Source organism: Fructilactobacillus sp. X2R6C1, assembly GCF_059901295.1.
The window spans coordinates 1-235 of record NZ_JBWXUZ010000082.1 but is presented as its reverse complement, the minus strand read 5'-3'; the positions used below and the strand labels follow the sequence as shown (position 1 = coordinate 235).

The 235-nt window shown below is 67.2% G+C and carries 1 protein-coding gene; it reads right to left on the bottom strand.

Going from position 1 to position 235, the window contains the following annotated elements; genetic code table 11:
- A partial coding sequence (locus AC6UDF_RS07455; RefSeq protein WP_500724268.1) for a PepSY domain-containing protein occupies window positions 1-235 on the bottom strand: 235 nt, incomplete at both ends.

Sequence of the window (235 nt, the reverse complement as noted above, 5' to 3'; positions counted from 1 at the left end):
ACCTTGTGCTTTGCGGCCGGTGCGACGCCCAGCAGGGTGTTGGCGGCACTGCGATACCAGTCGAACGACCACCAGAGGCCGGTCAGCGCACTCATCAGGTAGATCAGCAGCACCCAGGTGCCGATCACCGAGTGCAGGCTCCACAGGAAGCCTCGGCCGCTGCGTTTCCATTCCACCGCCAGCCAGCTGCGCCAGTGCCACCAGCGGCGCGGCCAGCGCAGGTACAGCCCGGACA